Here is a 25,915-nt window from a genome sequence, read left to right as displayed (position 1 = left end):
CACCTTAGGGCGTCGGTAACGTGGGCGATTGTGGACCCTGACCGCCAAGCCGACATCGCTGCTCTTGACTCCACCTTGACCACGGTGGAGCGGGTGCTCGACGTAGAGGGTTTGCGTACCCGCATCGAGCAACTCGAGCATGAGGCGTCCGACCCGAAACTGTGGGGTGACCAAGTCCGCGCGCAACGCGTGACCAGCGAGTTATCTCATGCTCGGGGCGAGCTGCGCCGAATCGAGGAGCTACGGCGACGTCTAGATGACCTGCTGGTGCTTTACGAGCTAGCGGCTGAGGAAAAGGCCGCGGCCACCGCCAGCGGAATGGAGGTCTTCGTCGAGGCTGACGCCGAACTCAAGGCGCTGCGCGTCGATATCGAATCCACCGAGGTGCGTACGTTGTTGTCAGGCGAATATGACGAGCGCGAGGCGCTGATCACCATACGTTCCGGTGCCGGCGGGGTGGATGCCGCAGACTGGGCCGAAATGCTGATGCGGATGTATATCCGATGGGCGGAACAGCACAAATACGGCGTAGAGGTGTTCGACACCTCCTATGCCGAAGAAGCTGGTGTCAAAAGTGCCACGTTCGTCGTGCACGCGCCGTTCGCCTATGGCACGTTGGCGAGCGAGCAGGGCACCCACCGGCTGGTCCGGATCAGCCCGTTCGACAACCAGAGTCGGCGCCAGACTTCGTTTGCCGAAGTCGAAGTGTTGCCTGTGGTGGAGACCACTGATCACATCGACATTCCCGACGGCGATGTGCGCGTCGATGTTTACCGGTCCAGCGGTCCCGGCGGCCAGTCGGTCAACACCACCGACTCCGCGGTGCGGTTAACTCACGTCCCAACCGGTCTTGTCGTTACCTGCCAGAACGAGAAATCGCAGCTGCAGAACAAGGTATCGGCGATGCGTGTGCTACAAGCAAAGTTGTTGGAGCGTAAGCGTTTAGAAGAACGCGCTGAGCTAGATGCATTAAAAGGTGAGGGTGGCAGTTCGTGGGGCAATCAGATGCGCTCCTACGTACTGCACCCCTATCAGATGGTCAAGGATCTGCGAAACGAGTACGAGGTGGGTAACCCAACAGCTGTACTTGACGGAGACATCGACGGGTTCTTGGAGGCCGGGATCCGTTGGCGCAACAGACGCGATGTAAGCTAGACTGAATGATTCTCGCTGTTTCGCTAACGCAAGTGCTAGCATGACTTCTGGAACGGTGGGATCAGTGCCTGGACTATTGACAAGAGCCTGCGGATCGTTGTGTTGAGGATCCCGGCGATGCTGGCGGTTTGCTACCTCACCTTGGTGGCGTGACAAGTGACCCACCGAGTTCCACGTCGACTTTGTCGAAAGCGACGCCTCAGTGCTTTCGGAAGAAACCAAACACCGCCAGGCCGTCGCGTCGGTGATCTGGTGGGTGTAATCGTTATCATCGCGATCTGGGTCGTTGTTCAGGTAAGCGACGTGCTGAAATGTCGAATAGGTGGGCTGGTCGTGTCGGTTGCGGCGTTGGGCTTCGGTGTTCAGCCGCTGGTTCAGGATCTGCTTGTCGGCTTTTTGATAATCGTCGAGAAGCAGTACGGCTTCGGGGATCTGGTTGCTTTGACCGTCAACGGTGCCGCCGACGAGGCCCGCGGCACCGTTAAGGACGTGACGTTGCCGTAGCCAGGCTGCGTTCTTGCGATGGTTAGATGTGCACGGTCTCCAACAGTCAAATCGGTCAACCTTTTCAAGGACTGGGCGCGGGCTGTGGCGGACATCCCGGTGGCGACCAGTGCCGATCTCAACCGGTCAACGTGGTCTTGTACCAGGAGTGTGAGCACACCCGCGATAACCCCATGCTGGTGGAGTTGTTGTTAGATGCCCCCACGATGATGGGAGTGGAAAATATCGCAGTCGACACTGTCACGTTGCGGGTTGTGGCTCGCGTATTGCCGGCAAGCAGTTCGATGCTGGCCGTCCAGTTGCTTGTGGTCGTTACTAGGGTACTCGTTCGCGCCAGCATCGTTACCGTGGCCGATACAACGGTCGGCCTTGTCGAAATCTCGTCGTACCTGCGGCCAAGGTGGCCGAGGACCAGACTCGGCCTCTCGGTGCATCGGCGGTGAAGTGTACGCTCAAAGTCCTCGAGAAGGGTGGCGACGACGGCGGACGACGTTGGCCTTGCCACATGATGTTTGGTGGCCGGATCCCGTGCCTCGACGCTAGTGTTGATCGTGGCGTTCCTGGCAGTGTGGTGGTCCTATAGCACCTATCGCACACTGGCAGCCTAATAGTGGTGAGGCGGCCAGCCAGGTGGTGTCACCGAGCTTCGTGCCCGACTCGAACTACACGTGGGTGCTGCGCAGCAGAGTGGACCAGCCGCCATCTACGGTGACTGTCACAACCACTTCATTCGTGCAACCAACCCAGGCGGGGCCCCTCAACCTCATTTCGCCAGGTGCCTGCTTACTGATCGTCGCGTTCCAATGAAAATCACCGCTACACTTGCGAGCCGTGATGATCACCCTCGACCGTGTCAGTAAGCAGTACAAATCGTTGGCGCGGCCGGCATTAGACAACGTCAACGTCAAAATTGACAAGGGTGAATTTGTCTTCTTGATCGGCCCGTCAGGTTCTGGCAAGTCTACCTTTATGCGGTTGCTGCTGGGTGCCGAAACACCGACATCCGGTGACGTGCGGGTCTCGAAGTTTCACGTCAACAAATTGCCCGGCCGCCACATACCGCGGCTGCGCCAGGTGATCGGTTGCGTTTTCCAGGATTTTCGTTTGCTACAGCAAAAGACGGTGTACGAGAACGTCGCCTTTGCTCTGGAAGTCATCGGCAGACGATCGGATGCGATCAACCAGGTGGTTCCCGATGTGCTCGAGACGGTCGGCCTGTCTGGCAAAGCTAACCGGCTGCCGGACGAGCTGTCAGGCGGCGAGCAGCAGCGGGTTGCGATCGCCCGTGCATTTGTCAACCGGCCGCTGGTATTGCTGGCCGATGAGCCTACCGGCAACCTCGACCCAGACACTAGTAAGGACATCATGGATTTGTTGGAACGGATCAACCGCACCGGGACTACTGTGCTGATGGCAACCCACGACCATCACATCGTCGACTCGATGCGGCAGCGGGTCGTGGAGCTGTCTTTGGGCAGGCTGGTTCGGGACGAATGGTGTGGCATTTACGGGATGGATCGCTAAGTGCGCTTCGGCTTTCTGCTCAACGAGGTCGTTACCGGTCTCCGTCGCAATGTCACGATGACGATAGCGATGATCCTGACGACCGCGATCTCGATCGGCTTGTTCGGTGGTGGGCTGCTGGTGGTCCGTTTGGCCGACAACTCTCGAAGTATCTACCTCGATCGAGTCGAGACACAAGTCTTCCTCACCGATGACATTTCCGCCAACGATCCGATCTGCAACACCAACCTATGCAAGGCGCTTCGGGGAAAGATCGAAGCTCGAGATGACGTCACATCCTTGCGGTTCCTTAACCGTCAGGACGCTTACGACAACGCTATCCTCAAGTTCCCGCAGTACAAGGATGTTGCGGGCAAGGATTCTTTCCCCGCTTCATTCATCATCAAGCTGGCTAACCCTGTTCAGCACAAGGAATTTGATGCCGCGATGCAGGGCCAGCCCGGGGTGCTTTCTGTGCTCAATCAGAAGGAACTGATCGACCGACTGTTCGCCGTGCTGGACGGTTTGAGTGACGTCGCGTTCGCCATCGCTTTAGTGCAGGCTATCGGGGCAGTCTTGCTAATTGTCAACATGGTTCAAGTAGCGGCCTATACGCGGCGCACCGAGATCGGCATCATGCGACTGGTCGGCGCCAGCCGCTGGTACACTCAGTTACCGTTTTTGCTGGAGGCAATGTTGGCTGCGACCGTAGGCGCCGTTATCGCGATCGTTGGTCTGCTTGTGGCGCGGGCAATGTTTTTGAACAATGCGCTGAACCAGTTCTATCAAGCCAATCTGATTGCCCGGGTTGATTATGCCGACGTCCTGTACATCTCCCCGTGGTTGTTGTTGCTCGGCGTGGCATTGGCCGCGTTGACTGGTTATGCAACGTTACGCATTTACGTGCGACGGTAAGTGTGGCCAGACACCCGCGTGGTGGCAAGCAGATTGTGGCCACCAATCGCAAAGCTCGGCACGATTACGCAATCATTGAGCTGTTTGAAGCTGGGGTGGCGTTGCTTGGCACCGAGGTGAAAAGTCTGCGGGAGGGGCATGCGTCGCTGGCCGACGCGTTCGCAACCGTCGACAACGGTGAAGTTTGGTTGCGAAACATGCACATCCCGGAGTATCAGCACGGTAGTTGGACCAATCACGATCCCCGCCGTAACCGCAAGCTGCTGCTGCACCGCCGCCAGATTGGCACCCTGGTTGGCAAGATCCGCGACGGCAACCTTGCGCTAGTGCCGTTGTCGTTGTATTTTGACGCGGGCAAGGTCAAGGTCGAGCTTGCGCTGGTGCGCGGCAAGAAACTGCACGACAAGCGCCAGGACATGGCACGCCGCGATGCTCAGCGCGAAATGGTCCGCGAGCTCGGTCGTCGTGCCAAGGGCATGCTCTGAGCTAGATTGGCCTAATACCCGATCTATGGTCGTCTGTTTTTCATCTCCCAACTTGACACGCGACGCGTTGGCCGGGTCGGTTCGCTGCGTGGGACTATCAATCGACGCGCTGCTAAAAAAGGGAGCAGGACAGGTTGGTACGTGCATCGACACCGCTCCCCGGGTGGAACGTGCAGGCTGTCAGCACGCATCATTGGCACCGAGTAAATCCTGCAGGGCATCGCCCCACCCGGACATCGATGTCAAGTTGCTTGAGCATGTGTGCAATGATATAGAAGCGATAAAGGAATGCCGGGTGCACCGCTCAAGGGTGAGTCCGGAACCAGTGTCGGCAAGCCGCTACCGCGCGGTGACTCGGGTTTGCCGCACGGCGCTGTTGGGTATGTCCGATGATTGAGTGGAGCGCAGCTAACTCGACGCCGGAAGGTATGGTTATAGTCACGGACGGTTCATGCGAATATGGGTCTTTGACTGCCGGGTGCATGAGCAAGACATCCGCGAGGTATTGGCGCCCCTGTCGTCCGACGACGAGCTTGATGGGTCCGCGTCGTAACTATCTTTCATTGAGATCGTGGCGACTATGGGATTTGTTGTTAGCAAATGCCCAGGTACCTGGTAGTACTCGTTGAGTTCGACCTGACCGGTCCGTTGGCGCGTCGCATTCGGGTCAGTGTTGATGGTTGCGCTCAGCTGATAGACGACTTCGTCAAGCTACAGCCTATGGCGGTTGTCCAGCTGGACGGGCTGCAGTTCACCAGGCTTGCCGACGGGTCCGCTCGATGTGCCCCTCGTGCTAAGCGGAGACATTGAACTGGATGGATATAAGGACCTGGCCGTCCACATTGTCGACTGGCTGAATTTCGTGGTCTGACCTCGATTGGTTCCCCGCACTCGATTGGTTCCCCGCAAACGGTTTACACCGAGATCGACGCCAGCGCAAAAAGCGCTAAAGAAACTACGTGTAGTGTAGCTTTCGATGCACACCAAACCTGCTAGCGAGACCAGCCCATCCTGGCTCTGGTTATCGGGAAAGTCATTCCATTGCCGCCCGTTGTCCGTTGATAGTAGCGTGTTATAGTGGACTCCGCCGAAAGTCGGCAGGGACGCGAGGGGCTGAAAGGTTTCGACTTCGCGCATCGAATCAAGGGAAGCGTGCCGGTGCAGGCAAGAGACCACCGTAAGCGTCGTTGCAGCCATATAAGCGCCGATTCACATCAGCGCGACTACGCTCTCGCTGCCTAAGCGATAAGCTAGTCTGTCAGACCGGGAACGCCCTCGCCCCGGAGCCTGGCATCAGCTAGAGGGATCTACCGATGGGTTCGGTCGCGGGACTCGTCGGGACACCAACCGCGACTGGGATCGTCATCTTGGCTAGTGCGCGTGACCAGGAGATCCGAGTAGAGGCATAGCGAACTGCGCACGGAGAAGCCTTGAGGGAATGCCGTAGGACCCGGGTTCGATTCCCGGCAGCTCCACCCAATAGTGGCAGTTTGGGATGCCCGCGGTCGATATCGATCCGATATACGGCGGCACCCTCTATAGGCGAACGCAGGTGATATGCCACTGAGTTGCTAAGGACGGTCAAGCATTGCGGTGGGCAATGGTGGAAGCAACCACGAGTGAAACGTGACATTGTTGTCGGTTGCCCTTCTCGAAATTTGCGTCATTGACGGCTATCGTATCGGTTACATACGCTAGGCATGGCGATGTTGTGGTTTGTCCATGGGCCATGTATAGAGTGCCACGGCCTCCATTTCAACACATGCGATCTTGTGTTTCTGTGCTTCCTTAATCTGCCAGCACGGTTTTGCGACAGGATGTATCTGTCATCTATGAGTTCCCTTTAATTCCCTTATGCCGTTGTCTTCTAAGGTATTTCCGATTCTTTCCGCAAGCTACGGAATCAGATAGCTCCATTTACTGAGCGCAACACAGTAAGAGCTTGTTCCTTCGTCACGTAGCTCCCGTTCGATGAGCACGGTGGCTATTTGCCAACACTAATGCGTCCTGCAGACGTGATACTGACAACCAACGTCGCCGTTAGAGGCGGAGCGCTGCTCGGCGACTAGCAGCGCTAATGGCGCACTGAACGCCATGCCGACAACTCCGAGTTCAAGGTCGTTGACATGGGCAACCCACATGTCGGTGTGGTAGCAAGCCAAGCCTAAGTTAAGTGGCGGTAGCCGGTACCGGTTTGCGCTAGATGGCGGACGATGTCGCCATCGCGATCCAGAACACACACACTGTCGAACAGATTCCGCTTTTAGCGATTTTTGGCGGTGAGCATCGCGCAGTAGATGTTTGGGATGAAACACCGAAGGTGCGTCGAAGTCCTTTGGTTCAATCAGGGTATAGCTGTCTGGGTCGTCGATCATTGCGTCGATGCGTAACGCATTACAGCGGTCCAGCCAAGCTCGTTCCTGGGTAACCTTCTTCTTGTAGAACTCCCTACCGACGGCGAGTGCAATTTCATTGACGGCTCCCGGCTGCTCAGGCATTTGCCTGCGTCCTTCGCGGCCTGGCCATCACCGGTCTTGACATATTTTAAATTAGGTGCTCTCTCTGGTGAACAGCCGCTCAAGATCATCCTAGCCGAGATGGCGGGTGATGCTGTGGACGACAACCCTGGTTTGATCCTCGGCGAACACCGCCGCTTGGTCAGGGGTTTTACTATTTGGCACTGTCAGTATAGCCGCATCACGGATGATCTACACATTGTCGACCGTAGTGGACAGGACATGCGGATCGACGGGGATCCAACTGACCTCGCCTAGGCGGGTAGCGACCGTGCCGCAGCCGATGGCACGTGCGGTGGAACCACGGCGAGCAGGTCGAACGGTTCGAAGGTGCCGTCGTCAAAGCGCACCGTCGTTTCAGCGAAATTGACCTGTTTAAGGGTCTTACGGAGATGGAATCCGACGCCCCCGATCCTTGAGCATCGCAACCACTGCCTCGCCAACCCTGGGCCCCGCGATGAGTATCGGCAAGGGATCAAGTGTATTTTAAAGCGTTGATTCGTACAGTTCCTTCTGGCGAACCGGTCGCCTAGTTGGGCAACCATAAGAAACGCCGCCTCGGACGGTGCGGCGGTGTGTTTGAACGGCAACCTGCGATTCCGATCGCTGTCTAGCGCCTCGACCTTTGCGTGCCGCTTTGCCCCGTTGTCGGGTGTGTAGAACGGGCCCGCGACGCTGACAACAAGCTCAATTTTCCGTAGAAATGCCTATATACTAATATGATTCGCTACCTCGGTAGGGAGTAATTTACGCCGCGTGTCGGCCGTGGTTGGGGCGCCGAGGATGGGAACTGCTTTGCCCCTGAGCGAGATTTCTTTCTCTCGCAAGTTTTATTCCGGAGATCAATGAAATAATTGAGACGCGTTACGGCGTCTGCAAGTCTCTCGAGACAAGCACCCATAACTCGACAAACTCTGACTGATTGACTGAGTCGATCAATTACATGTTGGGCGCGTAGCTTGTAGAATTCTGGCGGATCGGTTGCCGACCGTCATTACTGCCTCGGTAAGGGTGTTCATTACCCACAGGTATAGATGCACGAAGTGGCTGATCATTCGCCCCCCGGCTAAGGGCACGTTTTGCGCTACGGTCGTACGGCATAGCGACTTCCATGAATCGGTGCCGCCACCGTATCTGTGGTCTAACACCCATCGGTATTTCTGGGTGGTGAGCAGATGGATCTCGGCGATGGCGTCGTGTGTGTGATGTGCGGGCCGAAACCCGCACGATACCGGCTCGAAGTCGGTCTCGAAGATGCTTTCCAGCACCAATTTTAGCGTCACCTGGAGGACGACATGGTCGGCCACCGTGGGAATCCCCAGCAACAGCATCTTGCCCGCCCTGCTCAGTTTGGGGATTTGTGTATCCTGCACTGGTTGAAGTTGGCACTGCCCACTTTTGAGCGGTGTGCGTAGCCCGCCTAGGAACACCGGGACTTTGACCTCGGAGTCGATACGGCCCACAGTCAGCCCGTCCGATCCCGCTGTACGGGCCACTCTGGTTGGTTGCACCCCGATCAAATGCCACCACCATGGTGACTGGGGAGGAGACGAAATTGAACAGATCATCGCACCAGCGGTCGGGATCGGCTGCCGCCCACCGGTAAAGCTTGGCCTGCATCTCCGATCCTTGCCGCTAGGGTCCCATCAGGGTCTGTTCGTATGGAGCACCACCATTCAGCGGCGCAATCTTCCAGCATGACAGTCTCTTATACCTTTGCGGATTCCGCTGTTCTCCTTGACCAGTAGCCGCCTTTCCCGACCTCGGACTACTACTGCGGTGGCTCCGTCTCACTCCGAACCGATCGGCCGACGGCGCGCCTAGTCCCAGCACCGCGCTGGAACGTGGCATCAAGGCGGGAACCGGGTGGTTCTCGTGTTCACGTGTTGATCGCTTGACGAAGGAGGCACCCGATTCTGCCCATACAACATCGCCGTGGCTACAACCCGCAACACGTCAACACGGTCTTTTCATCAGCGAGAACAAATCTACAAAGAATTCCCTACGACCCTAAGGGAAGTAAGTGCGCAGAGTCTCCGACCCCTATTCGCTCAGATTTGAGGCGATACACCATCGGAGGGGCATAGTTAACGCCGGCTTCTTCCGTATACCTTTCCGTCTCGCTCGCCGGACCCGCCCCATCCGGGGGTACTAGAACGTCCAGCTTGTTAGGGCCGCTTGCCACTTTCCCTCATACCTACCGCACCAGGCTGCCCTCAGCTTCGCAGTCCTGCTGCGACAGAACGACCGTGCAGCTCTTTTACCCCCAGTCGATCAACAAACACCTCAAGACACACATCCGCATCGGTATAGCTACCCATCTGGGTTAAGGCAGTCAGCAGCGAGTGATTGGCCAGCCCGGCCAGCTGGTCGGGACGTGGCCGGGATACGCGTTCAATTGCTCATACCGGGATTGCACAGTGAACCAGAGTGCTGATCGCTGAAAGGCGAGTGCATATCCGCGACACTGGATTTTGCAAACCAACCCGCGACGTCGCCAGGATTATCGCCTTCGTCAACGACGACCCTGACCAACGATCAGGGCAAAGTCGAGGGTAGGGTCTCGAACGCATAGAGACCCGAGAGGTCATGCCTTCAATGTGACCTCCCTCTGCTGCTTTTTCAGCGTCTTAGCCACCTACCCGCCCCCGAGCCGAACTTGGTCTGTATATCCAGCTGGGACAACGCATGGCACTGTCTGCTTTGAGCTCATGGAGAGTTGCGATTCGGCATTCACCACCGCTCGGTCCTTGCTTGTCTGGGTTTTCGAATACGGTGTATAGGTGTCTGGCGGGATTCTTCTTTGGTGTAGTTTCGGTATCAGAACCCCGCAACCAGCTTGTTGTTTTACTGGCGGTATGTGTGCATGGAGATATTCACATAAACATTGGCTCTGTCAGTAAAGGCGGGATTGCTCGCCTGAACCGCGTCGGCGATCGTGCTGCACCGGCACCTCGTGTTGGATTTCTCTACACACCATCTTGATCTTGCTGTTGTAGATAGTGCCGTCGATATTGGCTGAACGAGATACCTCGGTCGTTGAGGGCCTGCATTTACCTACTGTATTGATCTGGTGTGGATTCGATGGCGGGCGATGATACCGTCGTCGGAACAGTTCGGACTGGGCGTGTCTCCTATCTTCGGCGTTGAAGATGCACCGGTCGTGCCCACTAGCAGCCTGGTGTGGCGGCGTCAATTTGCTAAATGCCCAACGACCCAAAACGATCGCTCCTGCTATGACGAGGCCAGCCATGAATAGCGCCATCTACTTTACCCCACCTAGTGTTCCATGACTGGTGGACAGCCGTCAATTCAGTCTGGATGTCGTGGTCGCCGTCGCGCGACCACGCTAGGCCCGCGGTGTCGGTAGCCGCGGAACTAGATACCACAGCGGTTTCGCTACCGTCCATTACGGTGGTGCCGTCCGCGGCCTGGACCGACTCGGCCATGAGGGCCATGGTAGCTATCGTTTCGATTTCCGACCGCTCCGTTCAGTTGTCGGCGCCCTCGATGATCGAGGCGGTACCCTGCATCGGCCATGGTAGAGATGGGATTAGTGCGAGTCTTTTTCAGACTCCTCGACGACATCGCGTTTCTCGCGAGGCTGGCCGGCGGCCACCGACCACGGGAGTGGTCATTAACCATACCGCAATACGTCCACGGCATCGCCGCCGCGCGCGAGTTTCCCATCACAAAACATGTCGCGATCGGATCTCTGCGCAACAAGCTGCTGTTGGTTCTGAACGCCGCAGTGCTGTTCAGGCAGTTCATGCCATGGCTGCTGACCCCAGTCTTGATGCTCGTGTGCCACATACCTGTATTACGGAGGCGCCGAGAAGATTTGGGACAGCCTTCGCTGGCATGGCGCTCACGCCGCCGCGGCCTATGAGCACGACATAGTGGTCGACGTGATTCGGATCGACTTGGTCCTTTCAGCCGAAATCATGGCGATTGTACTCAACTAAGTGGCTGAACAGGCGTTCGCGCCGCAGCTTATCATACTTTTCATCGTTGCAGCGATCCTTACCGCGGTGGTGTATGGCATCGTCGCGGTCCGCGGTCCGTAGTTAAGGTTGATAACGTTGGCCTGCGTCTGGCTGTGGTCGCAGCACGAATCGGGCAACACGTCGAGCGAGGCCTGGTTGCCGGGATGCCCGTATTTACTCTCTGCGTTGGCGACAGTCGGGACGGTGGCGATACTCTGGGCGGGTGGCCACACCCTGTTGGTGGGCAGTGACCAGCGTGGTTGGCACGCTCCAAACGCCATAGCTGACCGGGATCGGGTTCGCCACGCAATCGAATCCGTCGGTGACGGGCTGGCCTGACTTATCGATATCAGGCTAGCTGCAGTGCTTGGTCTGGTTATCGAAGTCGTAGTTGTGGCACTCATGCCGTTGTTATCTTTGGTGCGTCGAAGCTGCTGTTCGCCGTAGACAAGCGCTAGCCGATAGGCTTTTTAGACCGATCAATTGTCTTCGTCCTATGCTGCGGCCCATGTTGATCGACCGTGCCGAGCTGATCGCGGTAAGCGTCTTGTTTGCCTCGGTCCTCTCGTTTCGCGTTGCCCCGCTGTGTACGCACCCCCTTTGAGGTGGTCCGGATGAACCGACACTGACCGTGCGACTGCTGTTGCGGTACATGGATTATCGCGACGCATTAATCGATGCGTTGCTCGCCACGGCAGCGCTGTGTAGCAAAAATATCCGCGACTGGTTTCTTACTTCCGACGGCGGCCTACGCATCCGACCTACTTAGCGGTTTCGGCATTCATGACGAAATGAAGCGCTCACAAGTTATTCATCTTATTCATCGGCTTTAACGGCGTTGGGCTGTGGGGCGCGGTGCGTCAGAATACCGATGCAGGTGTGCAGCCGGCACGTTGGGCGCCGAATGGGCGGGCAGCTGTTTCCACGAGCTGCCAATAGCCCCGTTAGCGCTCGAGTCCGCTCGTTCGACGTGATCGCACCAAAGGCGGCAGCTTCGCACGCGAACCGAGCCGGCGTATCGGGCAATGCGTCCGGACCTTCGAGCCAAAACAACTCGGTGCGGGGGGACCAAACAGCAGGGCGCGGCGCAGGCTCGGCCAGTTGTCCAGGTTCGGCTCGACTCCGGTGGCTCGGGCGAAGGTTACCGCCACCAGTTTCCTCCGCGTTGAAGTTGAGGATCGCCCAAACGTCTTCATTCAGAAACGGAAGATGCAGATCTAATTTAATGCCAAGTACAATTCTGTCGAATTCCTCGGCATGCCCGACGACGAAGGGCATGGCCGTGTCCCTGACGGACTCCATCCACGGACGTACCGTTATGCGGCCTTCGGCCACGAGCGGTAGATACCCCCTGGTTAGGGGTTACCCCTAGTGGAAAAGGGAGACGGGTTGGGTTCCGGCGGCGAACTTTGACAGTACATAATCTCTGTTGCTGCTGGGTCACCGCGATGCGCGCTGCGCCGAGCTGAGCCAGCTCTGACACAATTCGGCATACCGATCCAGGTAGTCGAAAATGTTGTTGGTGTGTCGGGTAGACGAGGTCGCAGTCGTGTTCTAACCTTGCTCAAGGCCGTTATTATCCGGCCTGGTGTTGGTATGCATATTTGGCCACATCCCGCTGCGAACACAAATGCCCGTCTATGGCCCTCCGGGCATTAATACCTGATCGAAGATCGTTGGTTCGAATCCTTGTGATAGCAGCCAACGTACCGCGATTAGCCAGCTCGGCCTAGCCTCGGTTACGGCGAAGCTTCTGATCATTTCCGGTACTGTTGCATGATTCGGTCCAGCCGATGACTGGTGGGCCGTGATGCGTTTGACATGGTCGGAGTAGAATTACTATATCGGAAGAATACGGTGAGTCGGTTCCCGTACATCTGGTCTACTCCGTCGCTAGGCCTATGCGTGGCAGCACCTCACCGGGCCGTGGACGGGTTGGTAGGCAGGCGCGATGGATGTAGATAGAGTTCGCTAGCGGGCCACTGAAAGTCATGCACTAGTGCGGTGGTCTGTAGGCCCCTACTACAACTCTGACTTTGCTGGTGTTGGTATCGATCTGATGCACCTGGCCAGGGATTTCCTGGGTGAGTCCGACTGATAAGTAATGCGTAAGTAATGCGCTTGATCGTGCAATATCCGCCATCAGTGAGGCGATTGCGCAGCGGAAGTCAGTGTGGGTCTACCTTAGCCGGATCTCAGCCATTTTTTGTGACGCGTTCTTCTGTTAATGTTCTGTGTCTGAAGTTCGTTTTATTTAATTGTTGAAAGTTGTCACCGGTGGCTACCTACTGCGTTGTGTCGAGATCAACGTTAGTGTGTTTTGGTGGGTGAGTTGTGATTGTGATCGGTGTAGTGCCGGTCTTGGTGAGTTGATCGGGCGGTGCATTTTGGGAAGTAGGTGGTGTAAAAGATCGCTGGTGTTCTCGTTGCTGCCGCGTTGTGGTGGTGAGTGAGGTCGCAAAAAGTAGATCGGTTGTGCTTGACAGGTGATGCGGCTATGAGCAGCCGTCTTGAGGCCCTGATCCCAAGCCGGGGGTTTTACCGAGGTTCTGCGGTAAAGCGTTGAGTGTGGTGATCATGGCCGCAGCGACCACATCAGTGCTGCGGCCCTTAGACAGGTGGCGCAGCTGCACGAACCCGATACTGTGTTCGGCCAGGGCGTTGATGTGGGGGGGCCTGGTTTTTGCCGATGATTAAATCGCCCGCCCAATGTTTTAGAGCACCGCACGGTCGTGCAGCTTCGGCGGCACGCTCACCGATGGTGACCATACCCAGAATATGGCGATGCCCGGTTTTGGTGCGCTGTGCCCGTAGTGTGCCTAACGCCCACCCAGTGTGCACACATGCCGGCCAACACCTGATGTCGTTTCCCGCGTCCTTGCACGAAGAACGCCTTGTACAGCGTTTCGTGAGGTACCTGCATCTTCGGGCCGGTCAGGAGAGGTCGTTGGCCAACACCCCAGCAATGTGTTCGGGACTGTACTTTTTGACTTTTTGGCCAGCAACGCTTCCACCACCGTACGCAACTGCCCACCGCGGCCAGCTGGCCGGCCTTTTCAGTCGCTGGGCCCGCTGCTCACTGCATAGCTAGGCACGGCGCGCTAAATAACCCGATTCAGCTTGTGCACCAGCACAGTTGGCGTCGAATCGGTGCAACACCCAGCAAAGCGATCCGTAACCGCACGAGCCGCCCCTCGTTGGTGACCTCACGCATCATAGTCAACGGCACCCAACCCAAACAGTTAGCAATCGATCACATCAACTCACAACGCTGCGACACACCCGACACCACCTACTTCCCAAAATGCACCGCCCGATCAACTCACCAAGACCGGCACTACACCGATCACAATCACAACTCACCCACCAAAACCACCGCGACACCCACCACCTCGCAACCCACCCACAACAGGACGCACACATAAACTACACTTCGGCGCCGAGAAAGCGCCCCGCCTACTGCAACAGGGCGGGCAGCCGCTGCAGCAGTCCTGGCAATGCCTGACTTGCAGTCTCGCGAATGCTGATCGTGGCGTTCTTAGTTAGTGGTGTGGGTTCGGGATTAACTTCGATTAAGACCGCACCGCGTGACAGCGCCAGCTCGGGTAGCCCGGCCGCTGGGTAAACTATCGCGGATGTCCCCACCACCACCATGACGTCGGTGGCTTTGGTCGCCTCTACCGCGCGTCGCCACGGCTCATCGGGTAACGGCTCACCGAACCACACGATGGCGGGTCGGATCAGACCGCCGCAGTAGCAGACCGGCGGGTCTACCTCTAGTACGGGTTCGGGCATTTCGGGCAGTGCACCGGTGTAGGCCACACTGCAGCGCGCACAATGGAATTTGAAAAGGCTGCCGTGCAGATGGTGCACCGGCGTGCTGCCGGCGCGCTCGTGCAAATCATCAACATTTTGGGTGATGACGCTAACCTCGATCTGCTCCTGCCAGGCGGCGATAGCGCGGTGGCCATCGTTGGGTTTGACGTTAGCTACCAGGTAGTGGCGCCACAAGTACCACCCCCAGACTCGAGCGGGGTTGCTCTGCCAGCCTTGCGTGCTGGACAGCTGGTAAGGATCGAAGCGTGCCCACAGTCCATTCTTGTCGTCGCGGAATGTTGGCACGTCGCTCTCCGCGGAGATCCCCGCGCCGCTAAGCACCGCCACTCGCATCCTACAAAGATAGCCGGGCTTGGGAGATACCGCGGGTGGGTGGAGCGGCGGTATTGGTTGCGGGTCGACGTAAAGGCGGGCAAACTGTTATTTGATCAGATCAGAAACCAGGTGATCGGTGGAGTCGTCCGGGCTTGTACGTTGCCGCCCGGCACCCGTCTTCCGGTGATATGCGCGATATGGCCGGTCAACTCAGTGTAGCGACTACCCCTGTGGCCCGCGCCTACCGTGCACTGGAGTCGGCGGGCGATTGTTGAATCTGGAGTGTGTTTCGTCACGTTCATTTCCCGCTTCGCTCCGGCCAAACGCTGCGGTGGCGGCTGCTGGCAGCGACTATGTCGAAGTGGCCCGAGTGTTGGGTCTGACCACTTTCGACGCTATCCGCTATCTCACTAACATGCCCGATGACCCCGATGACTTAGGCCAGTGTCAGCCGTGCTTCCTGGGCTGGCAACAGGTAAATTTCCTGGCGCATTGGGGAATCAGCTGGAACGAGCGATTCCTCGGACTGGAGGTACGTTAGCAGTCGCTAGCAGCTGAACTGTAATTCCAACCAGATTAGCCGTTAGGAACGGTTGCGTCCAGCCGTCGATTGGTCGGTAGGCCCTACCCGGTGTCGTCACACGGTGGCCGACGGGTACCCTAGTCTGGCTTGACCTCGCAACACGTTGACGCGTGTGCGCAGATTACGAGTTGTGGTCAACTACTTGTAGTTCGGGTTGCCCATCGTCTTGCCGATGATGCTGTTCAGGGTGCTGCCCTTGGGAATTTCCAGTTAGATGACGCTGTCACCGTGGCCGACTTGCTGGTCCAGGCTCAAGTGTTGTTGTCGGCGATTGGGGGCTAGCTCATGTAGCATCGCTTCGTCGGCGACGAACGTGACGTAGGACTGATACCCGTCGACCTTGCGTTCGTAAGGGTCAGGCTCGAACATCGTCCACACGGTAGCGATGTCGTAGACCAACACTCGAGCTTGACAACCGAATTGCTTGCGTAAGGTGGCTTTGGCCTTCTTTCGCACAGCGGCAACGCTGAAGGACGACTGCAACAGCACGTTGCCGCTGTTCAAGATGGTGCGCACATTGGCAAATTCGGCGTTCTTCAGCACGGTGGCCATCTCGGCCATTGTCAGATAGACGCCGACACTGACACCATGACGGAACGCCGCAGCCTGGGGTCATGATCTGCGATTTCATTAGGAAGCCGGGCGGCTATGCGCTTCGGGGCCGGCTTGCTACGTGTGTGAAGTAAGCTTTTGGCATGGGACGCCAAGTCTTCGATGACAAGCTTCTGGCTGTGATTAGTGGGACCTCCATCGGGATGCCGGCCACCATCATCAAACGTGACGGACGTCCCCAGTTTCACGTGTAGTGTCATTTCGATCCGTGTGACGTGGCGTTGCGGGTTTTGATCACCGAGCTGGGGGCTAAGACTCGTCATCTGCGTTGGTACCCATGTGCTTCTATCCTGGTCGATGTCGACGACGGATGGTCATATGCCGTCGCGGAGGGCACAGCGGAGCTGACGCCGTCCGCGGCCACACCCTATGGTGACACGGTTGAAGCATTGATTGTTTTATATCGCAACATTGCCGGTGAGCGTCCGGACTGGGACGAATCTTGGCAGGCAATGGTGACCGATCGACGGGTGTTGCTTACGTTGCCGATCTTGCACGTGTATGTCCTGCCGCCAGGAATGCGGTAGCGGTTAGGCTGTTCGTATAGTTGAATCGAATTCTCCGTAGGATGCCAAATCTTCTGTGTCGTCGGATTCCGCGGACGACGCCAAGCGCAAGGTTCTTGAAGCCCTCGACCGCAGGATGATGCAATATTTAAGCGGATCCGACCACGAGGACGGCGGCAAGCGGTTGCAGGTTCATGGTCTGGTGGAGAATTGTCGGGAATGAGCGGCTACCTCGTTGTTGGGTCATAGTCATTGGCGGAAGGCATATTTCGTCATGTTGTCGCTGGCGTACTAGCTGAGTTAGCGAAAAGTTTTTCTAAAAAGGGTAATTCGTCTAGCTTGAGACCATTCTGAAACTGGCTTACTGAACCATCTCGAACCAGGGATGTCGTCCGCCTCTAATGCCAAGATGCTTTGCATACGACTCTAAAAAGATCCGAGTGCCGAAACTGCAGCTTGTCCAAGATGTGGCCGCCGACGCCCTGTTGGACGCTAACCCCTTCGCGTTGCCGATGGCACCAGCCTGCGCGGGACCCAAGAAGATCGTAGATCGGATGGGCGGTTTCGACGTCCGCGACATCGCTGACCAGAACCCGGACAAGTTCGCCGTGTTGTAGTCAGAAAAACCGGCGATACAGTGTTTTTGGGATCATTGGCCAAGTGTATCCAGGTCCTCGCGTAGATCATCATGGACCGCTACGACGGCGACGCGGTCGTATTGTGGACGGCCGATGAGCCCGATAACAGCGAGCTACTACGGCGGTTCAAGGGATTACCCAGTTGTGGCGGACAGTAAAGTTCAGATCTTTCTGACGTTGCTTAGCAAGCAGTACGGCGTGGCATCGACATGCTGCTGGACGGTTGCCGACGGGATCGGCCAACCCGGTATGCAGATATCTGTCGCCGATATCGTCGTCGACGCCCGTTCGTTCGTGCGAACGCGATCGCATAAAAAGCAGATGAAATCGGCGGCGAAGGGAGGGCGGAAATATGAAGACCCACATAACGTGTCTGTGCGGTGAAGCCATCGTAGGTAAGGACGAAGATGACCTGGTCGAACTCACCCGGACTCACTTGGTGAGCGTGCATCCGGTTTAGGAGTACGAGCGCGATGCGATTTGTTCATGGCTTACGAACTCCGTTGCCGCGAGTGCGCATGTCGGTATAACGGCATGTCGTAAGAGACATGTATTTGCGCGCGTTCGCGGCTCAGAACGTTACGGCACCACCGTGGAGCCGATCGTGGGCATGAACTGGCACTGCTTTTCTTTGGTGGTGACCTGCCCGAAGATCGTCGACATAATGCTGCCTGAGCCGGTGTCGGCGATCACGGTCAACGTTGTTGGCCCTTCCGGATTGATGTCTGGGCGTGGCTTGAGCGTGGCGCTCCCGGACTTGCCGGTGGTCAGGTTCACCCAGGTGACGTTCAATGGTAGTTTCTGGACATCAGCGGGTCCAGGTGTTCCGACAGCGGTAAACACATAGGCGGCCTGACCAGGACCGGGACCGGGCAGTGGGATCTTCGCCGGCCCCGCCACCGACAGCGCTGTCGCAATCGAGCTACTGCCGTCTGCGAGGCAATTGGTGCTTATCGAGGGATATATGAAGTCCTGCGTCGGTGGAGCGTCGGGTCCAAAAGCCGGGGCCGTACCGGACAGTGCCGGAGTGATCGGTGCAGGTGTTGCTACCGGCGTGGGTGGTGCAGCGGTTCGGGTAGTGGGGTTTTCTGGTGTCAGCGTAGCAGCGGTCGCTGGGCCAGCCGCGTGAGCTGGATCAATACCCGTAGGCAGGTGTGCCTGGGCGCCGGGCTCTGCACCTGCCGATGATAGGTGAGGCACCAGGACGGCGTCCAGCGGGGTGACCCCAGTGGCCGCTGGAGCGGGTGCGCCCGAAGTGGGTACGTCCAAGGCCGAAGCCCCGGGATTCGGATTGGTCGGCTCCTGCACGAACTGGCTTACCGACGCGGCCAGGTTCTTGGACGCGTTGGGCGCGATCGGATTCCGGGTGAACGCTGACACCGCCGCCATGAGCAGCTGTGTTGCCTGCTGAGGGTTGCTGGCCGCTTGTTGGACTATCGGACTCAACTGAGCCAACGCTGGCAGACCCGGTAGTTGTTGGGTAAGGTTCGGCGGTGTGCCGTAGGGGTTGGTCGGGTCGGCTGCCGCATTCTGGCACAGCCCGAACGCGGCAGCCGATGTCGTGACGACAGCGACTAAACCCTTGGGCAGATTCCAAGCGCTTGCCACGATATCCTCCGGTATTTAATGTCCTATGGTCTTTAACGATGGGCTTAGCCGTCTAGCCGGTTGCTTACGGCAAGGCGGACAGTAGCGTCGGAGCCGCGATCGGGGCGGCTGCGGCTGATGCGCTCGAGGCGAGTGCCTGCAGGTCACCTGGCAGTGAAATTTGCGGTGGTATACTTACTGGCAAGAACGGCATCGCTGGCATATCAACCCTGGCCTGCGGGACTCCCGGGGTGGACGCCGGCAATCTCGGAATCGTTGGGGCGCTGGCTGCGGCTGGTGTCATGATTCCGGGAAGAGACGGGAGTGTCGCCGCGGAGGAGGTGGGTACGGTAGCCGCGGCCGGGGTCAGTCCGGGAAAGCTGATTCCGGGAGCCGACGGCGTGACCGGCGGGGTGGCACCGAGGGCCGTCGCCAGGTTCTGCAGAATTTGCGGCGCGTTAGCCGCCGAACTGATCAGCTGTTGCGGAATGTTCAGTGCAGGTGCAGGTGCAGGTGCAGGTGCAGGTGCAGGTGCCGTGTCAGCGTGAGCGATACCGCCCGTTAGTAGTGCAGCGGATGAACCGACAACGATGGCGGTTGCACGTAAGTAGGTCCAGATGGTTGCCATGACTCTCCCTGGTGATTGACGACAGATCCGGACCCGAAACTACTGTGGTACGTATGTGACTCAAGTGACATATGTGGCATTTATTCGATCGTTACCCAGATGAGTGGTGGCCGTGACCATGGCAAAGGTGCCTGTCGCGGTCGCTAGAGTCGGGCAGATAGACACCACCACCAACACCACAGCCGCCACGGCGGCACCCCGCACCCGATGGCTGACTAGCCGGTTGAATGCTGCCGCGCCGTTGCTGTTGGCCTTCAGTGTTGCGGCGCGACTGGCTTGGACCTACCTGGCACCTAACGGTGCAAATTTCGTTGACCTGCACGTTTACCTGGGCGGCGCGGCCACGATCGACCGCCCCGGCACCCTGTACCGCTACGTGTACGTTGACCAGACGCCGGATTTTCCGCTCCCGTTTACCTATCCGCCGTTTGCAGCGGTGGTCTTCTACCCGCTGCATCTGTTGCCGTTTGCTTTGGTGGCTTTTTTGTGGCAAATTGCCACGATCGCGGCATTATATGGCGCGGTTAGGATCAGCCAGCGCTTACTGGGTGTTTCCGCCAATACCGGTTACCGCGTTGCGCTGTTGTGGACGGCAATCGCAATCTGGATCGAGCCTTTGCGCAGCGCCTTCGACTACGGGCAGATCAATGTGCTGCCAATGCTGGTGGTGCTGTGGGCGGTCTACACCACGCGTAACTGGCTATCGGGGTTGCTGGTCGGCGTGGCGGGCGGAATCAAGTTGACGCCGGCGATCGCAGCGGTCTATTTCCTCGGCGCCCGACGTGTTCGCGCAGCCGCATTGTCGGCGGCTGTGTTTGGTACCACCGTAGCGGTGTCGGTTCTCGTCGTTGGTGACCAAGCCCGCTACTATTTCACTGAGCTGCTGGGTGACGCGCACCGAGTTGGTCCAATCGCTACCTCGTTCAATCAATCGTGGCGCGGCGGCATCTCGCGGATCATGGGCTACGATGCTGGGTTGGGCCCGTTGGTCCTCGCTGCGATCGCCATCACCGCTGTAGTGGCTGCTGTTGCCTGGCGAGTGCTCGATCGGCCCGACCGGCTGGGCAAGTTGCTGGTGGTCGAGTTGTTCGGGCTGCTGTTTTCGCCGATTTCCTGGACTCATCACTGGGTATGGCTGGTGCCACTGATGATCTGGCTGATTCACGGGCCACTGGGCGAGCGCCCCGGTGCCCGGATTGTGGGTTGGGGCTGGTTGGCGCTGAGTGTCATCGGCGTGCCGTGGTTGCTCAGTTTTGCCCAACCGACCATCTGGCAATTGGGCCGACCGTGGTATCTGGCCTGGGGCGGCCTGGTCTATATCGTGGCGGCGCTGGTGACGTTGATCTGGGTTGTTGTCATCGGGAAACAGCCCGTGCCGGCTAGTCCCCGACGAGTCGGTCGATATCGTGTGCCATCGTGACGTCTTTCTTGGTGATACCATCAGCAGAATGCGTCACTAGAGTGAAAGTAACTGTCCGATAACGGATATCGATATCTGGGTGATGATTTTTGGTTTCGGCGTGCGCGGCTACCCGACACACAGCGTCGATGCCGGCGAGAAACGTTGGAAATTTGATCGAGCGGCGCAGTGTGCCGTCGGTATGCTTCCAGCCGTTGAGGTCGAGCAATGCCGCGTCTACTTGCTCATCAGTTAGCACAGCCATACATCGACTGTACGCTGCTACTGGCCATTTCGAACTAGATCGTTGTTGCCGGGATGGTCGTCTGCAGCGCAACGGTGTTGGTGGCCCAACGGGTTCGATAGCCAGAGCTGGCGGGTCGTTGGGAACTGCCTGGTAGCAGGGTTGTGGTCGGCTACACCGGGCGCGAGGCACTGGCTCGTGAGCTGGCTGAGGAGGCTAGGCTTTGAAATCAGCGACATCGCAGTAGGCGACTGGTTATGTCTACGACATTGCAGTGAATGCCACGACGGCACTACGAGCCTATCGCGTGCTTCTGCTTGTGGCGCCATCGTACCTGCGGGACTATCGCGCGTTGTGTTGGGTTATGGTGGCGGAACTGGACGATGTGGACTGGGTGCCGGCCGATTGAGGTTGGCTATCCGACTTGTCTCGGGTGCTTTGAGCGGGCACCGGGAAAGTCAACAGTCACTATTTAACTAACGCACAGCGCTATCGGAGCTAACCGACGTGAATTGGACAGCAATAACGTCCCAAAACCTTAACCTGGATTGGTATTCTGGTAATGATTCCTATGATTATCTGAATGGCGTGGTCAACGGCTTTTGCCCCGGGAATTGGCGTATCTACATGCGGAAAAACTGACGTTGATGAACACGGTATTTTGTTAACTAGGTCGTGTGTCGCGGGTGTGGTCAGCCGGGTACTGCGGGACCTATGCTGGTGAATTGTTGGGGCCCCCTGCGTGGGCTGTGAGGTACATCCTTATGCCGATGGGGATGGGATATCAGGCAGGCGGATCGATGGGGCCACTACCGAGCCGTTAACTAGTACGATGCACGACATGAGCGACGAGGAGGGTCCTTCGTTGGCTAGTACCTAACCTTGGTGGAAGGCGTGAAAAACTGTTGGAACGCAGCGGGCGCTTCTTTACCTTAGGTGAGTTCTCTGTCGATCTGCGCATCGTCACTCGACGCGGTGGCCGCGAAGGTGACGCATTGCATCGCGACCGGTGGAGACGCTACAAGGTGGTCCCGGTCCACCTAAGGGGTCAACCGCATTGGATCGCGCGTGTGTGGAAGATCTATGTCAAGGATGGGATCATCACCGGGAAACCCAGTAGACCGACTATCCGTCTGTAGACTCCAGACCTGCCTGAATACGAGCTGCGGTGATTGCCCCCGCGGTGCGTCGTTCTCTAGTGTAAGCACTTCACCCGCCTAAGTGTGCTATCGCATATGCCCGCGGCGTGCTGGTCGAGATGCTTCGCGACGACAAAGCCCGGCTTACAGACTCTCGTGTTGGCGTGGGTCGATCTCCAAGCCGATCTCGAGCGTCGCTGCCGCTATCAGCAGGCTCGGGGGGTACGGTTGAGCTGGTTCAAGTGAGTTGAGCCGAGGCCAGCTAAATGATAGTCGCGGCCCACGTGCACATTATTAAGACCTATGGTCTGGACCGGGTCGTTGGATTCTCGCCGATCCCGACGATGTCGCTGGTCAATCTTGTCACGGGGTCGCGGTGTGTTGAGCTGATCGGCGATGTGATAACGTTTTCTACGGCTAGTAAGCAGACTTGCTGGTGGTTGAGCAGCGGGTATTTGGCGACTAGACCGACGTCCCCGAATCTGGAGATCGTTGGGAAACTCCGTATTTGGTCATGTGTGCCTCTAATGTCCCGATCACTCGTATGTCCGAAACACACACTGGATGGCTGAAGCCCGCTACCGTGACACTAAAATCGTTATGGTAAGCGTAGGATTACGCTGACAACAGAAAGTTTTCCTACGAGTGTATGCGATGTTCCGCTGGTACCGATGCGGCGCTAGTCACGGACATGGGTGACGTGATCCTGCGGTAATGCTATGTAGAAAAACAGGTTCCGTTCTTCGTTGGCCTATGTTCGCCACTACATCGCCCTGCTCTTTCCGATCACGCTGGAGAAGTGCACTGATTGGTTGGTGTTTGGAAAGTTATTGACCGCGGCTGATATTGGTGATGTAGTCGAGAACTGGGTATTCAAACCCGCATTTCTGGATGGTGTTACCTACGTTGTCGTCGTGCCACAGGGCTCACCGGGATTCCGGTTTGGCGAGCATGGTCTCGGCAAGTGGACTAGTGACCTGGGTTCTGTGGTACCCGCGTTAAGCGTTACGGTACGGATGAAGCTGAATTGGTTGATCTGCCCAGCTTTGACACCGTCTACGGCCATGGTGAGGCTGTGTCGCGTGGCGTACCGGTATATCGAGTCGGCAAGCGTCGTGGTATGTACAGTGTTTGATCTCATGCTGGAACTATTACGGGGTGGTGCGCCCGGGGTTACTCGGCGAGTGGTCACCGGTTACGGCGATCCACCCAACAAAACACTCCGGCCTGGCAGGAAGCGATCATCGAGATCCCCGTTGAACAAGCCACCCGGATCTCTAAGGATTTCGGCCCGTAATGCAGAGGAATCCGGTGGGCGATCCATGGTCATCGTGGGCTGCGGCATCTGCCATCGATGGCCACAGCGATGGCATCTACCGCTTGGTGCTCACGCTGCTGCTGACCGGCTCGATGGGACATAACGGCGACGGATGGGGTCACTACATCGGTTAGGAGAAGGTGCGTCCACTGACCGGATGGCCGATCATGACCAATGCTCCCGACTGGGTGTGGTCGCCGCGGCAGGTACCTGGCGCCTCGTACTGGTATGCGCACACCGACCAGTGGCGCTACTGTACTCCCGGTTTCGATGAACTGGCCAGTCCGGTGGGCTCACAGCAGTTCACCGGCAAGTACATGCTGGATTTGCTGATCCTTGCTACAGGCTGGAGCGTGCTCTACCTGTAGTTCGACTGTTCCGGTACTCGACGTCGCCCAGGAAGCACAGGCCGCGAGGTGCGATGTAGATATTTTATCGGATAATTCGTCTAACGCAGGCTCGCGATCACCGACTCCCACAACCCGGTCAACTGACCGCGAGTGTTAACTGTCTGGCAGGCCAGCATGATCGGCTCGTCGGGCAAGGTCAGCGAGTACTTCCCGCGGAACCTGCTCAAGCCGACTTCAAACGTGCAGGCTGAATCCCAGGACGACGGCATCCCAGAAGGCAAGCTCGACCTGATGATGTTGGTCGACTTCCGGATGACGTCGACGACGTTGGTGTACGACGTAGAATTGCCCGCCGCGACTTGGTATGAGAAGAACGACCTGTCCAACACTGATATGCAGCCATGTGTACACGTGTTCACCCCGGTGATTGACCCGCCCTGGGAAATTCTTTCGGGCTTTCACGCATTCGCCACCATAGCTCGCACTTTTAGCGCGATGGCCAAGCGCCATCTTTGGTATTCGACGCGATGTCGTGCTGGCCGTGCTGTTACGTGACTATCCCGACGCTATGGCATGTCCGGATGGTAACAACGTGATTGGATCTGTACTGGACAGGTGCCAGTGCCGGGTACGCCGATGAGCAAGCTCACTGCCGAGGAACGTTACTATGCCGCGAATTACGATAAATGGGTGACACTGAGACCGCTCATCGAACAAGTCGGGGTGACCATCAAGGGCTATATTGTTCCATCTCTGCCGTGAAATCAGCGAATTGGCTGTCAAGTTTGGAGTGATTAGTTTCGTTGCAAAAGTTCAACTTTCGTTGACCAACACGGTCGATCGGATGGCCGACGTGATACTGGCTTTGTCTGGTACGTGCAACGCTCGAGTGGTTGTCGAGGGCTTCTTGGAATTCGATAAGCGCACCGTGCAACGGCTGGCTCATCGGGCAAAGGGCAATGAGGAAAGGCGTATCACCTACGTCGACACTCAGGTGCACTCGGTTCCGGTGATGACCAGCCCGGAGTGTCCGGCTGTGCGCCCCGGTGGCTGTCGCTACTCCCCGTTCACGATCAATATAGAGCACCTCAAGTCGTTCCATACGTCGACCGGAGGTATTCGCCCTTGACTGAACTGAGGAGTTTAGCGGACAATGGCCCGCCTATCTGTGACCTCATGGATATGGTGCTGCTGTGTAACTAACCACAGTTCGGCCCAACCGACGAGAGGGTACTGGGCTCATCGCGCGATACCTTACGCTGTATTAGTTAAGTGGTCGTTCCTCTACGGTCTAACCAGGACAATCTCTGCATGCTGTCGTTGTCTCGCGATGTCCCGACAATATGGATGAGCCCGTCAGATGCTGCGAAAACCAAAGTGCTTGATAATGATTGGGTTAAGACGATTAACGCCAACGGCATCTATGTGTGTCGAGTGATCGTCAGCCACCGAGTGCCTAATGGTGTGGTGTTCGTTTACCACGTGCAGGAACGCACCATCGATACACCACGTACTTAGAACGATAACAAGCACGGCGACAACAACAAGGCGCTGATTGGTGTGTGCATCAAGTCCAACCGTCTGGCCGGTGGCTTCAGCTAGGATGCGTTCGGGTTCAACTTACTTAGGACCTACGGGCAACCAGCGCGATGAGGTGACTGTGGTGCGCAGCCGCAACCAGGAGGTGATTTAATC

18 protein-coding genes, 1 other RNA gene and 9 pseudogenes are annotated in these 25,915 nt (G+C 57.5%); 18 read left to right on the top strand and 10 right to left on the bottom strand.

Going from position 1 to position 25,915, the window contains the following annotated elements:
* Nucleotides 1-30: 30 nt before the first annotated feature.
* From prfB to ssrA, 8 genes and pseudogenes are all read left to right on the top strand, one after another.
* A complete protein-coding gene (gene prfB, locus MLPF_RS10240) occupies nt 31-1,155 on the top strand; it encodes a peptide chain release factor 2 (RefSeq protein WP_045842633.1) in 1,125 nt (374 codons plus the stop codon).
* Nucleotides 1,156-1,194: 39 nt separating this feature from the next.
* A pseudogene (locus MLPF_RS10235) lies at nt 1,195-2,036 on the top strand (mechanosensitive ion channel domain-containing protein); the annotation flags it as partial.
* 138 nt (nt 2,037-2,174) lie between these two features.
* Nucleotides 2,175-2,267, top strand: a complete 93-nt coding sequence (locus MLPF_RS18215) for an Rv3103c transmembrane domain-containing protein (RefSeq protein ID WP_486624856.1) — start codon at nt 2,175-2,177, stop codon at nt 2,265-2,267.
* A 226-nt stretch (nt 2,268-2,493) separates the two neighbouring features.
* Entirely contained in the window at nt 2,494-3,183 is a 690-nt protein-coding gene (gene ftsE / locus MLPF_RS10225; RefSeq protein ID WP_045842634.1) for a cell division ATP-binding protein FtsE, read from the top strand.
* Nucleotides 3,184-4,077 (top strand): permease-like cell division protein FtsX, encoded by an 894-nt coding sequence (ftsX, locus tag MLPF_RS10220; RefSeq protein ID WP_045842635.1) that lies wholly within the window; start codon nt 3,184-3,186, stop codon nt 4,075-4,077.
* A gap of 2 nt (nt 4,078-4,079) precedes the next feature.
* The gene (gene smpB, locus MLPF_RS10215) at nt 4,080-4,562 is read left to right on the top strand and encodes an SsrA-binding protein SmpB (protein ID WP_045842636.1); all 483 of its coding nucleotides are present in this window, start codon (nt 4,080-4,082) and stop codon (nt 4,560-4,562) included.
* Nucleotides 4,563-5,162: 600 nt separating this feature from the next.
* Nucleotides 5,163-5,372: a hypothetical protein gene (locus MLPF_RS10210; RefSeq protein ID WP_156146978.1), complete on the top strand. Its 210-nt coding sequence runs from the start codon at nt 5,163-5,165 to the stop codon at nt 5,370-5,372.
* A gap of 299 nt (nt 5,373-5,671) precedes the next feature.
* Nucleotides 5,672-6,040, top strand: a transfer-messenger RNA (tmRNA) gene (gene ssrA / locus MLPF_RS10205).
* 519 nt (nt 6,041-6,559) lie between these two features.
* On the opposite strand, the gene MLPF_RS10200 is transcribed toward ssrA, so the two are convergent.
* The 4 genes from MLPF_RS10200 to MLPF_RS10185 form a co-directional block, all read right to left on the bottom strand.
* A complete protein-coding gene (locus tag MLPF_RS10200) occupies nt 6,560-7,060 on the bottom strand; it encodes a hypothetical protein (protein WP_045842637.1) in 501 nt (166 codons plus the stop codon).
* A gap of 272 nt (nt 7,061-7,332) precedes the next feature.
* Nucleotides 7,333-7,506, bottom strand: a complete 174-nt coding sequence (locus MLPF_RS10195; RefSeq protein ID WP_237817179.1) for a hypothetical protein — start codon at nt 7,504-7,506, stop codon at nt 7,333-7,335.
* Between the two features lie 507 nt (nt 7,507-8,013).
* Complete coding sequence (locus tag MLPF_RS10190; protein WP_237817177.1) at nt 8,014-8,589, bottom strand: RNA-dependent RNA polymerase family protein; 576 nt, start codon at nt 8,587-8,589, stop codon at nt 8,014-8,016.
* 1,689 nt (nt 8,590-10,278) lie between these two features.
* Complete coding sequence (locus tag MLPF_RS10185) at nt 10,279-10,527, bottom strand: hypothetical protein (RefSeq protein ID WP_237817170.1); 249 nt, start codon at nt 10,525-10,527, stop codon at nt 10,279-10,281.
* A 98-nt stretch (nt 10,528-10,625) separates the two neighbouring features.
* Here MLPF_RS10185 and MLPF_RS10180 point away from each other — a divergent pair.
* Nucleotides 10,626-11,511 (top strand): annotated as a pseudogene (locus MLPF_RS10180) (DUF808 family protein).
* 61 nt (nt 11,512-11,572) lie between these two features.
* Nucleotides 11,573-12,003 (top strand): annotated as a pseudogene (locus MLPF_RS17645) (DUF4267 domain-containing protein).
* Between the two features lie 1,556 nt (nt 12,004-13,559).
* Here MLPF_RS17645 and MLPF_RS10170 read toward each other — a convergent pair.
* Nucleotides 13,560-13,697 carry a hypothetical protein gene (locus tag MLPF_RS10170; protein ID WP_175266300.1) on the bottom strand — a complete coding sequence of 46 codons (138 nt, stop codon included), beginning with the start codon at nt 13,695-13,697 and terminating at the stop codon, nt 13,560-13,562.
* An 823-nt stretch (nt 13,698-14,520) separates the two neighbouring features.
* Nucleotides 14,521-15,234 (bottom strand): NAD-dependent deacylase, encoded by a 714-nt coding sequence (locus tag MLPF_RS10165; protein ID WP_045843207.1) that lies wholly within the window; start codon nt 15,232-15,234, stop codon nt 14,521-14,523.
* Between the two features lie 39 nt (nt 15,235-15,273).
* Between MLPF_RS10165 and MLPF_RS10160 the strand changes: the two are divergent.
* A pseudogene (locus MLPF_RS10160) lies at nt 15,274-15,643 on the top strand (GntR family transcriptional regulator); the annotation flags it as partial.
* 294 nt (nt 15,644-15,937) lie between these two features.
* Here the strand turns inward: MLPF_RS10160 and MLPF_RS10155 are convergent.
* A pseudogene (locus tag MLPF_RS10155) lies at nt 15,938-16,402 on the bottom strand (DUF1697 domain-containing protein); the annotation flags it as partial.
* A gap of 92 nt (nt 16,403-16,494) precedes the next feature.
* On the opposite strand from MLPF_RS10155, the pseudogene MLPF_RS10150 reads away from it, so the two are divergent.
* From MLPF_RS10150 to MLPF_RS10135, 4 genes and pseudogenes are all read left to right on the top strand, one after another.
* Nucleotides 16,495-16,938, top strand: a pseudogene (locus MLPF_RS10150) (pyridoxamine 5'-phosphate oxidase family protein).
* A gap of 55 nt (nt 16,939-16,993) precedes the next feature.
* Entirely contained in the window at nt 16,994-17,140 is a 147-nt protein-coding gene (locus MLPF_RS10145) for a DUF5302 domain-containing protein (protein WP_162196929.1), read from the top strand.
* A 217-nt stretch (nt 17,141-17,357) separates the two neighbouring features.
* Nucleotides 17,358-17,939: pseudogene (locus MLPF_RS10140) on the top strand (HhH-GPD-type base excision DNA repair protein).
* On the top strand, nt 17,908-18,015 hold the full coding sequence (locus MLPF_RS10135; protein WP_082082380.1) for a DUF1059 domain-containing protein: 108 nt from the start codon (nt 17,908-17,910) through the stop codon (nt 18,013-18,015). Before MLPF_RS10140 ends, MLPF_RS10135 begins: the two are co-directional and overlap by 32 nt.
* 119 nt (nt 18,016-18,134) lie before the next feature.
* Here the strand turns inward: MLPF_RS10135 and MLPF_RS10130 are convergent, their stop codons facing one another.
* Nucleotides 18,135-19,178: an Rv1157c family protein gene (locus MLPF_RS10130; RefSeq protein ID WP_156147124.1), complete on the bottom strand. Its 1,044-nt coding sequence runs from the start codon at nt 19,176-19,178 to the stop codon at nt 18,135-18,137.
* Between the two features lie 49 nt (nt 19,179-19,227).
* Nucleotides 19,228-19,770, bottom strand: a complete 543-nt coding sequence (locus MLPF_RS10125; protein WP_237817165.1) for a hypothetical protein — start codon at nt 19,768-19,770, stop codon at nt 19,228-19,230.
* 118 nt (nt 19,771-19,888) lie between these two features.
* Between MLPF_RS10125 and MLPF_RS10120 the strand changes: the two genes are divergently transcribed.
* Complete coding sequence (locus MLPF_RS10120) at nt 19,889-21,190, top strand: mannosyltransferase (RefSeq protein WP_045843205.1); 1,302 nt, start codon at nt 19,889-19,891, stop codon at nt 21,188-21,190.
* Here the strand turns inward: MLPF_RS10120 and MLPF_RS10115 are convergent.
* Nucleotides 21,150-21,434: a 4a-hydroxytetrahydrobiopterin dehydratase gene (locus MLPF_RS10115; RefSeq protein WP_045843199.1), complete on the bottom strand. Its 285-nt coding sequence runs from the start codon at nt 21,432-21,434 to the stop codon at nt 21,150-21,152. The two genes, MLPF_RS10120 and MLPF_RS10115, sit on opposite strands and share 41 nt — an antisense overlap.
* A gap of 53 nt (nt 21,435-21,487) precedes the next feature.
* On the opposite strand from MLPF_RS10115, the pseudogene MLPF_RS10110 reads away from it, so the two are divergent.
* Both MLPF_RS10110 and MLPF_RS16390 read left to right on the top strand, forming a co-directional pair.
* Nucleotides 21,488-21,822: pseudogene (locus MLPF_RS10110) on the top strand (NUDIX domain-containing protein).
* Between the two features lie 493 nt (nt 21,823-22,315).
* A pseudogene (locus tag MLPF_RS16390) lies at nt 22,316-25,913 on the top strand (molybdopterin-dependent oxidoreductase).
* The last annotated feature ends 2 nt before the right edge of the window (nt 25,914-25,915 follow it).

The organism is Mycobacterium lepromatosis (genome assembly GCF_000975265.2).
Lineage (GTDB): Bacteria > Actinomycetota > Actinomycetes > Mycobacteriales > Mycobacteriaceae > Mycobacterium > Mycobacterium lepromatosis.
The sequence above is the reverse complement of the archived record's forward strand: the minus strand, read 5'-3'. Positions and strand labels throughout refer to the sequence as shown.

Coding starts and splice junctions, on each gene's coding strand:
- ftsE (WP_045842634.1), top strand. CDS start 2,494: ATGATCACCCTCGACCGTGTCAGTAAGCAGTACAAATCGTTGGCGCGG.
- MLPF_RS10210 (WP_156146978.1), top strand. CDS start 5,163: ATGCCCAGGTACCTGGTAGTACTCGTTGAGTTCGACCTGACCGGTCCG.
- MLPF_RS10200 (WP_045842637.1), bottom strand. CDS start 7,060: ATGCCTGAGCAGCCGGGAGCCGTCAATGAAATTGCACTCGCCGTCGGT.
- MLPF_RS10185 (WP_237817170.1), bottom strand. CDS start 10,527: ATGGCCGAGTCGGTCCAGGCCGCGGACGGCACCACCGTAATGGACGGT.
- MLPF_RS10165 (WP_045843207.1), bottom strand. CDS start 15,234: ATGCGAGTGGCGGTGCTTAGCGGCGCGGGGATCTCCGCGGAGAGCGAC.
- MLPF_RS10135 (WP_082082380.1), top strand. CDS start 17,908: ATGAAGACCCACATAACGTGTCTGTGCGGTGAAGCCATCGTAGGTAAG.
- MLPF_RS10125 (WP_237817165.1), bottom strand. CDS start 19,770: ATGGCAACCATCTGGACCTACTTACGTGCAACCGCCATCGTTGTCGGT.
- MLPF_RS10120 (WP_045843205.1), top strand. CDS start 19,889: ATGGCAAAGGTGCCTGTCGCGGTCGCTAGAGTCGGGCAGATAGACACC.
- MLPF_RS10115 (WP_045843199.1), bottom strand. CDS start 21,434: ATGGCTGTGCTAACTGATGAGCAAGTAGACGCGGCATTGCTCGACCTC.